The following is a 9,265-nucleotide window of genomic DNA, read 5'->3' on the forward strand; positions in this document are numbered from 1 at the left end:
GCGCTTATAAGCGCCGAGTCGACTCCCTCGCGCGTGCTCCTCGGCCGCGAAGCGGCCTTGGAGGCACGCGCCACCACATATATAGGCGATCGTCGCCGTCGATCACGGCTGTTTAAATACCCGTTGGCCGCCAGCGATCTGATATACTTACTCCCGAAAGACATCGTCCAGTTCCTGTACTGGGCGATTGAGGATGAAAACATCAGTTAGTGAGTATTTCAATAGAACTGTATTTTCGGTATCCCTCGCCCTCAGTTACCACGACGACCCGTCTCAGCCACGGATCGTCTCACCACGTCCCGGACCACAACCGTTAGGACCGTCGCCCCCGTGGATCCGTCGACGTGGCAGACGCCATCGAGTGGCTCCGTGACCGCCCCTACTACGAGGGACAGATCGCCGACTACCGGCGGCTCCCGGCCCGCGAGCCCGAGTTCGCCGACGTCGATCTCGAACCGCGCCTCGCGGGCGCGCTCGCGGACCGCGGCGTCGACCGACTCTACCGCCATCAGGCGGACGCCATCGAGGCGGTCCGCGATGGTGACGACGTCGTGCTCGCGACCGCGACCGCGAGCGGCAAGTCGCTCGCGTACACCGTCCCCGCGTTCGAAGCGGCGATGGATCACGGCGGTCGCACGCTGTATATCGGCCCACAGAACGCGCTGATCGCCGACCAGGAGGAGTCGTTGTCGGCGCTCGCACACGGGCTCGGCTTCGGGAGTCGGGTGTCCGTCGAGTCGTACACGGGCCGACTCTCACGGGCCGAAAAGCGGGACGTGCGGGACGCCCGACCCACCGTCCTGCTCTCGAACCCCGACATGCTCCACTACGCCCTGTTGCCGTACGCCGGGCGGCTCTGGGAGTGGTTCTTTGCCTCGCTGGAGCACGTCGTCATCGACGAGATCCACAGCTATCGGGGGGTGTTCGGCTCGCAGGTCGCGATGACTCTCCGGCGGCTCGCTCGAACCTGCGAGCGATTCGGGTCGGACCCGACGTTCGTCTGCTGTTCGGCGACGATCAACAACCCGGTCGAACACGTCTCGACCGTCACCGGCCGCGATCCGGACGGGATCACGCTCGTCGACGAGGACACCTCCGGGCGCGGCCCGCGCGACTGGGTGCTGTGGAACCCGCCGGAGTACGACGACGACTGGGCGGACCGAACGGGCGAGGACGCCGGGCGGCGGAGGTCGAGTCACACCGAGAGCAAGCGGCTGTTCGTCGACCTCGTGGAGAGCGGCCGGCAGACGCTGACGTTCACGCGGGCGCGACAGACCGCCGAGCAGTACGCGACCGACAGCGCGAGCGAGCTCCGAAGCCGAGGGCAGCACGACCTCGCCGGAAGAGTCGGCGCGTATCAGGCCGCACTGAAAGACGAGACGCGCCGCGAGATCGAGTCCGACCTCCACGACGGGAGCCTGCAGGGTGTCTGGTCGACGAACGCGCTCGAGCTCGGCGTCGACGTGGGTGGGCTCGACGCCGTGATCCTCGACGGCTACCCCGGCACCCGGATGTCGGCGTTCCAGCAGGCCGGCCGGGCGGGGCGGGGGACCGACCCGGCCCTCGTCGTCATGGTCGGCGGCGAGGACGGGCTCGATCAGTACCTGATGACTCACCCCGAGGACTTCTTCGAGGCCCCGCCGGAGGACGCGATCTGCGACCCCGAGAACGACCAGCTCCTCCCGCGACACGTGGCGTGTGCGGCCGACGAGCGCTGGCTCTCGCCCGCCGACGAGGCGTTCTTCGGGGCGTCGTTCCCGGGGATCGTCGCCGACCTGACCGACGACGGCGTTCTCCGGCGACGGGACGCCGCAGACGGGACGCGCTGGACGCATGCGGATTCGGAGAGCCCCCAACACGCGATGAACCTCCGGACGGCCGAGGACCGGGAGATCGAACTGATCGACCGGTCGAGCGGCGAGTCGATCGCCTCGCTGGGCTTCGCGGACGCGCTCCGGGACGCCCATCCGGGCGCGATCTACCACCAACAGGGGCGGACCTACGAGGTAACGGAACTCGACCTCGACCGCGATATCGCGGAACTGGACGCCTCGTGGGCGGACTACTACACGCAGGTGCTCTCCGAGAAGGGGATGGTCGTGAACGAGGACCTCGCCGAGCGGACGCTGCCGGCCCGTCCAGACGTGCCGATCCGGTTCGCGGACGTCACCGTGACGGAGCAGATCACGGGGTTCGTTCGGAAGGACGCGACGACCGGGACGTCGCTCGGCGAGTCGACCGTGGACCTCCCGGAGACGACGCTGCGGACGAAAGCGCTGTACTTCCCGGTTCCGGCGGACCTCGAGCGCGAGATGCGGACCCTTGGCGACGACGTCGGGCTCGGCGGCGAGTACGGGTTCAACGGCGGGATCCACGCCGCCGAACACGGGATCATCTCGCTGTTCCCGTTTCATCTGCTGTGTGACCGCGCCGATGTCGGCGGCATCTCGACGCCGCATCACCCGCACACCGACGGCCCGGCCGTGTTCGTTTACGACGGCTATCCGGGCGGCGTCGGGCTCACGCGCCGAGGCCACGACCGGATCGAGGAGCTGCTCACCCGGACCGCCCGGCTCATCGACGGCTGCGGCTGCGAGTCGGGCTGCCCGGCCTGCGTCCAGTCGCCTCACTGCGGCAACGCGAACGAGCCGCTCGCGAAGCCGACTGCGGTTCGGTTACTGGAGACGTTGGCCGGGATACGGGAAGGATAGCGCGACCCGTTCGAGGCGGGCCGGGACGGAATCGTGACACGGTTCGGCACAAACGGTTTCACGCTCCACCGCGTGTGTACGGTGACTACCGATGGATATCCGAGAGGTGACCGACCCGTCCGCCAGGGCGATGCAGTGGCTCGTGCTCGGCGCGGCGTACTTCCTCCTCGGGCTATTCGTTATCGGCCTCTTCGACATGCTGCTCTCGTTGTACGAGCTGCTCGTGAGCGGCCGATTCACCGACCCGGTCGCCGTCGTGGACCTGCTCGACACGGTGCTTCTCCTGTTGATCATCGTCGAGGTTCATCGGACGCTCATAGCGTACGCGCGCGAAGAGCCGGTGCTCAGGATCGTCGTGAGCGCCGCGATCATCGCGGTCTCGCGGGAGGTGATCAGCTTCCGCGTCGCCGACTACCGGACGGGCGACGAGGCGCTCTCCGTCGCGCTCGCGTTCGGAGTGCTGATCGCCGTCTTGGTCGTTGGGTACGTCCTGCTGGACCGGGTCGATATCACGACCTGACGACACCGACCGCGTCGACGACACCGGAGGCCGGATCGACGGGTCAGATTCATGTACGGGGGACGAAAACGATCGGTAAGCGAGGCACCGAGATCGATGGACAACGACGCGGGAGACGGGCAGCGTTCAGGGCCACCGCCCCGAACCGAGTCGGGGGCGGATACGGGGGCGTTCGAGCGCGGCGTGCTTCGAAGCAGTCCGGAGGCAACGATCGCCATCGACGACGCGGGAACCGTTCGCTACGCGAACCCGGCGACGGAACGACTCCTCGGCTACAATCCCGGCTCGCTCGTCGGCGAACCGGCGACGATGCTCGTGCCGAGCCGGTTCCACACGGACCGGTCGGACGGGATCCGATCCTACTTGGGACCGGACGGTGAGGGTCTCGGGCCGGAGACGAGGGCCGAGGCACATGACGAGGGGGACTCAGCTAGCGACGTCGACACCGACGACAGAGATCGTGGCCCGGCGAAAACGACCCCATCCTTCGGTGGGGCCGAGGTCTCGCTGGTTCACGCCGATGGCGACGAAGTTCCGGCCCTCGTGAGCGTTCACGAGGGCGAGATCGGCGGGCAAACGGTTCTCGTCTGTGTCTGCCGCCGCCCCCCGCACCGCCGGTCGACGGAACACCGACTTCGTGAGCGGAAACGCGAGATCGAATCGTTACACGAGGTCGCGACCGACATGGGTACGTGTTCGACGCCGGAGGAGGTGTACGACACCGTCATCCGTGCAGTCGAGCGGATCCTCCAGTTCGACTTCGCGATCGTCGACGCGGCCGTCGACGGGACACTCGTCCCGAGAGCCGTTTCGTCGAACCTCGATGGGGAGGGGTACTACGAGGAGACGCCGATCGACGCCGAGGACAGCGTCGCGGCCGAGGTGTATCGAACCGGCGAGACGAACGTCGTCGACGACGTTCGGGAGCACTCGGCCGCGCCGGCGGACTCCGAGTTCCGGTCGGTGCTGACGGTGCCGATCGGTGACGCCGGGATGTTCCAGTCGGCCTCGAAATCGATCGGCGCGTTCGACGAACACGACCGGCGAGCCGTCGAGCTGCTCGTCGCACACGCGCGAGCCAGACTGGCACAGCTCGACACGGAACAAGAACTCCGCCGCCGGACGCGGGAGCTGGAGCGACAGAACGATCGGCTCGAGGAGTTCGCGAGCGTCGTGAGCCACGATCTCCGGAACCCGCTCAACGTCGCACAGGGGCGGCTCGGGATCGCCAGACAGGAGTGTGCGGCCGCCGGTGAGGTCGGTACCGCCGTCGACGAACACCTCGGGATCGTCGGGAGCGCCCACGAGCGGATGGAAGAACTCATCGGGGATATCCTCGCGCTCGCTAAACAGGGGGCGACCGACATCGCGGCCGAGTCGGTCCCCCTCAACGAGGTTGCGACGGAGACGTGGACGATCGTTGACACCGGGGATGCAACCCTCCGCGTCGACGCGGATCGGACGGTTCGAGCGGATCGGAACCGACTCAGACAGCTGTTGGAGAACCTGTTTCGTAACAGCGTCGAGCACGGCTCGGCGGACAGTCGTGGCGGAAGCGGCGTCACCGTGTGGGTCGGTGGTCTCACTGACGGGTTCTACGTCGCCGACGACGGCCCGGGGATCCCCGACGATGAGCACGATGCGGTGTTCGAGACCGGGTTCACCACGCAGCCCGATGGGACGGGGTTCGGACTCGCCATCGTCGAGGGGATCGTCGACGCCCACGACTGGGACGTGAGCGTAACCGAGAGCGAGTCGGGCGGGGTACGGTTCGAGTTCCGAACTGGGGAGTGACGCGGGCGAACCGGAGAGTGACGCGGGCGAACTGAGTCGGCGGCGTGACGGGCGTCTCGAACGGTCAGGCGCCGACGCGTTCGAGCGCCGCCGGGTCGACGTCCGCCTCGAACAGGCGGGCCCCGCAGTCATCGCAAGTGGCGGCGAGCACGTCGTACTGCCGACAACAGGACTCGACGACCGTCGTGTCTAGCGTCACCGTCCCGTCACACGTCGGGCAGGTCTCCACGAACAGCCGGAGGTTCCCGAGCAACTCGCTTTGGTGAGCAGTCGCGAGCGCGTCCCAGTCCGTCCAGTACCCGCTGAGCACGTCCGAGGCCGCGATATCCATGAGGAACGCGGGGCGTGACTCCCACTGGCCGACCGGCTCGCCGTCGATCGACGCGACGTACGCGTAGCCGCGGTCGACGGTCGCCACCGATTCGGGATCGACATCGAGGAACGTAGCGAGCGCCGCCCCATCCGCGTCGCGGTCGCGATCCGCGAGCTCGCGAGCTCGTCCGGTCCACCGAGCGCGGAACGAGTCGTCGAGGACGAGGTCGTCGACGGCGGGGTCGTCGACGAGTACCCCTGAGTCGAGCAGCGCTGCCGCCGGGTCGAACGTCGTCGCCGTGTCGGTCGTGGTCGCCGTCGGCTCTGCACCGGGGCGGGCGGGCCCCTTATCGAAGAGCGCGAGCACGCGATCCGGGAGGTATCGCTTCGTCAGCGTTGGCGTCCCCGGAACGAGGTACCCACGGACGGCGATCGTCACGAGCGCGACCGCGAGCACGACACCCCCCAATCCGACGGACTGGGTTGCGACCGCTGCGGCGAGGACTCCCGCGATCACGACGTTGACGACGGTACAGGGAACGCATCGGTTCTCACCGGTGTATCGTGGATCGCGAAGCCATGTCGGAAGCCGAACGGACGTTTCCATACCGACACCTGACGCATTCGGTGGATATAGGTATGACACGCATACCGCCGCATTCGTGTCCCGGACCGGCCGCGATCCGTCACGCCAGAGAAGGATCGGGGTGGCAGCAGAACCGATCCAAAACTATCAGTGAAATAACTCTATTTGATGAGAGAACCTCGAAACCGCCTGAGAGAATCGCTGTGTACGATTATGAGTCATGTAAAACGGTCACTAATCAAATATATGGGAAATGTTAATACCCCGCGTGTGGTTTGTCTCGACAGCGATACTGAAACGGTCCGGTGGTCACGGCGGGGATGAAGTGCTGACGCCGATACGATAACAGCAGTGAGTACGGGGTTATTTCGGGGGCTCCGCGCGAGTCATCTCGGGTGCAATGGCTCAGTATGCGGGGCGTGCAGGACACGGGTTACCCCTCCAGCCCGACGCTGATACTTCGGACGGTGGCTCCTGGAAGTACAGCGAGATGTGGAGGTAAGTACACATAATGGATCAGAACGGAACGACGGAACGACGGAGCGATGGATCGGACGAACACACCGACGGGCCGGTCGAGCAAGCCGCTTCGGCTAAGCAAGACGTCTCAGCTGACGACATCGATGCGTCGGCGGCAGACGAGGAGTTGGACGACGTCGATGCGTCGGCGACGGACGAGGAGCTGGACGACGTCGATGCGTCGGCGACGGACGAGGAGCTGGACGACGTCGATGCGTCGGCGACGGACGATGGTAGCGGCGTCGAAACGATCCCCACCGACGAAGTGTTCGCGCTGCTGAGCAACGGTCGGCGACGACACGTCTTACAGTTCCTCTCCGAGAACGGCGGCGAGATCAAGCTCCGGGAGCTGGCGACGACGATCGCCGCGGCGGAAAACGAGATCGAGCCCGTCGAAGTGACGTACACACAGCGCAAACGACTCTACACGTCGCTGTATCAGTCACACCTCCCGCGGATGGAACGAAGCGGTGTGATCGAGTACAACCGGAACAGCGGTCTCGTGACGCTCGCACCGGGTGCCGAGGGGTTCGAGGCGTATCTCGAGGTCGTGGGCGCGAACGAGTTCACGTGGTCCGAGTTCTATCTCGGCCTGTCCGGGTTGTTCGCGGCCGTCACCCTCGCGTTCGTGACGGGGACGCCGCCGTTCCCATCGCTCGGTCCCGGAACGCTCATGGCATCGTTAACGCTCGTGCTCCTCGTCTCCTCGATCGCTCATCTCCGGTACACCCGGGGGCGACGGCTCTAGCCGTCAGCCGTGCGGAGCGGCGGTCAGGGGATGGCCACTGGTTGCGCGTTCCCCTCTTGCCGGCCGGTGCTTTCACATTCCCCGCAGCCGTGTGATCGGTATGGAGCTGTTCTGGCATCGGCGTGACCTCCGACTCGCCGACAACGTCGGGCTCGCCGCGGCCGCCGACCGCGACACGGTCGTGCCTATCTTCGTGTTCGACGACGACGTCCTCGCACACGCGAGCGACGTCAGGGTTCGACGGCTGCTCGACGGGTTGGCCGCGCTGCGTGACGAGTATCGCGACCGCGGGAGCGACCTCCTCGTCACACACGGGGACCCGGCGACCGTTTTGCCGCGTGTGGCGGAGGCGCTCGACGCGGATCGCGTCGTCTGGAACCGGGACTACTCGGGGCTCGCGCGGGAGCGCGACGCCGGGGTCCGGCAGGCGCTTCACGACGCGGGGATCCGGCGGGAAGCACACCACGATTCCGTCCTCCACACGCCGGACTCCATCCGAACGAACGCCGGGGACCCGTACTCGGTGTACACGTATTACTGGCGGAAGTGGACCGACCGCGAGGTCGACCCGCCGGCACGGACGCTGGACGCGTCCGACCTCGTCGACCGCGGCGAGCTCGTGGACACTGTCGACGCGCTCCACGCGGCCCACGACGATGGGCTTCGTGCCGACGGCGACGAACGTCGGACGACCGACGGCGGTACTGCGACTGTGACGCCCACGGTCGGCGACCTCCCGACCCCCGCGGCGCTCGGTTTCGCGGAACCGGACGCCGAGATCGGTCCCGCCGGAACTGACGCGGCCCGCGAGCGCCTCGACACGTTCCTCGCCCACGGCGTGTTCACGTACGACGACGACCGGGACTACCCGGCTCGAGAGGGCACCTCCCGGATCTCGACGTTCATGAAGTACGGCGAGATCGGCGTCCGTGAGGTGTACGCCGCCACGGAGCGGGCGATGGCCGAGGGGAGATCCGACGAGCCGGATGGACCGAGCGGTTCGGACGGGACGGACGGTTCGGACGGGACAGACGAGATGGGGGCGGCAGGCCACGTCGAGGAGTTCCAAGGCCAGCTCGCGTGGCGGGAGTTCTACACGCAGGTGTTGTACCACAACCCCGAAGTCGTGACCGAGAACTACAAGGAGTACGAGGAGGGGATCGACTGGCGGGACGACCCCGAGGAGATCGCGGCGTGGAAGCGCGGCGAGACGGGGTACCCGATCGTCGATGCCGGGATGCGCCAGCTGCGCGAGGAGGCGTTCATGCACAACCGCGTGCGGATGATCGTCGCCTCCTTCCTCACGAAGGACTTGCTCGCGGACTGGCGACACGGCTACGACCACTTCCGAGAGCATCTCGCAGACCACGATACGGCGAACGACAACGGTGGCTGGCAGTGGGCCGCCTCCACGGGGACCGACGCACAGCCCTACTTCCGGATCTTCAACCCGATGACACAGGGGGAACGCTACGACCCCGACGCCGACTACATCACCGAGTACGTCCCGGAGCTCCGCGGCGTCGACCCCGAGGTGATCCACGGGTGGCACGAGTGCTCGCCGACCCAGCGGGCGAACGCGGCCCCCGAGTACCCCGCGCCCGTCGTCGACCACTCGGAGCGCCGCGAGGAGGCGCTGGCGATGTATAAGCGCGCTCGCGGCGAGGACCCAGAGGAGTAACGGCGCACGCGTCCGCGAGGACGGGAACGGCAACACCCTTGCTCACGGCGGCCGTAGTCGACGTATGAACGTCGACGTGTTGCTGTACGACGGGTTCGACGAGCTCGACGGTATCGGCCCCTACGAGGTGTTCGACTACGCGTTTCAGTATGCCGACGGAGACGGGGGTACACCTACCGACGCCACGGACACGCCAACCGACGCCGAGACGATTCGATCCGACCGCGCGGGTCGTGTGCGGTACGTCGCTCTCGACGAAGCGAAGTCGGTGACCGCGAGCCACGGGACGCGCGTCGGCGTCAGCGCCCGCCTACCGGACCCCACGGACGAGAGCGCCCCGGACCTCCTCGTCGTACCGGGCGGCGGGTGGACGGACCGCGACGAGACCGCGAGC

Annotated in this window: 8 protein-coding genes; 7 read left to right on the forward strand and 1 reads right to left on the reverse strand. The window is 67.1% G+C overall.

The annotated features are described in order from the left end of the window. The 4 genes from ACFQEU_RS07310 to ACFQEU_RS07325 all read left to right on the forward strand — a co-directional run. On the forward strand, positions 1-210 hold a 210-nt coding region (locus ACFQEU_RS07310), incomplete at its 5' end, for a hypothetical protein (protein ID WP_379780749.1). Positions 211-344: 134 nt separating this feature from the next. Beyond that, positions 345-2,711 (forward strand): DEAD/DEAH box helicase, encoded by a 2,367-nt coding sequence (locus tag ACFQEU_RS07315; protein ID WP_379780751.1) that lies wholly within the window; start codon positions 345-347, stop codon positions 2,709-2,711. Positions 2,712-2,802: 91 nt separating this feature from the next. After that, positions 2,803-3,231, forward strand: coding sequence for a phosphate-starvation-inducible PsiE family protein (locus ACFQEU_RS07320; protein ID WP_379780753.1), 429 nt, complete (start codon positions 2,803-2,805; stop codon positions 3,229-3,231). A 96-nt stretch (positions 3,232-3,327) separates the two neighbouring features. Beyond that, the gene (locus tag ACFQEU_RS07325; RefSeq protein ID WP_379780755.1) at positions 3,328-5,025 is read left to right on the forward strand and encodes an ATP-binding protein; all 1,698 of its coding nucleotides are present in this window, start codon (positions 3,328-3,330) and stop codon (positions 5,023-5,025) included. 64 nt (positions 5,026-5,089) lie between these two features. On the opposite strand, the gene ACFQEU_RS07330 is transcribed toward ACFQEU_RS07325, so the two are convergent. Further along, the gene (locus ACFQEU_RS07330; RefSeq protein WP_379780757.1) at positions 5,090-5,944 is read right to left on the reverse strand and encodes a DUF8054 domain-containing protein; all 855 of its coding nucleotides are present in this window, start codon (positions 5,942-5,944) and stop codon (positions 5,090-5,092) included. Positions 5,945-6,434: 490 nt separating this feature from the next. Here ACFQEU_RS07330 and ACFQEU_RS07335 point away from each other — a divergent pair, with 490 nt between their 5' ends. The 3 genes from ACFQEU_RS07335 to ACFQEU_RS07345 form a co-directional block, all read left to right on the forward strand. Next, the gene (locus ACFQEU_RS07335; RefSeq protein ID WP_379780759.1) at positions 6,435-7,190 is read left to right on the forward strand and encodes a DUF7344 domain-containing protein; all 756 of its coding nucleotides are present in this window, start codon (positions 6,435-6,437) and stop codon (positions 7,188-7,190) included. 100 nt (positions 7,191-7,290) lie between these two features. Continuing rightward, positions 7,291-8,871: a cryptochrome/photolyase family protein gene (locus tag ACFQEU_RS07340; protein WP_379780761.1), complete on the forward strand. Its 1,581-nt coding sequence runs from the start codon at positions 7,291-7,293 to the stop codon at positions 8,869-8,871. Between the two features lie 64 nt (positions 8,872-8,935). Next, positions 8,936-9,265: type 1 glutamine amidotransferase family protein (locus ACFQEU_RS07345; RefSeq protein ID WP_465261122.1), on the forward strand; the 330-nt coding region annotated here is incomplete at its 3' end.

The organism is Halorubrum tibetense (assembly GCF_042661865.1).
Taxonomy (GTDB): Archaea; Halobacteriota; Halobacteria; order Halobacteriales; family Haloferacaceae; genus Halorubrum; species Halorubrum tibetense.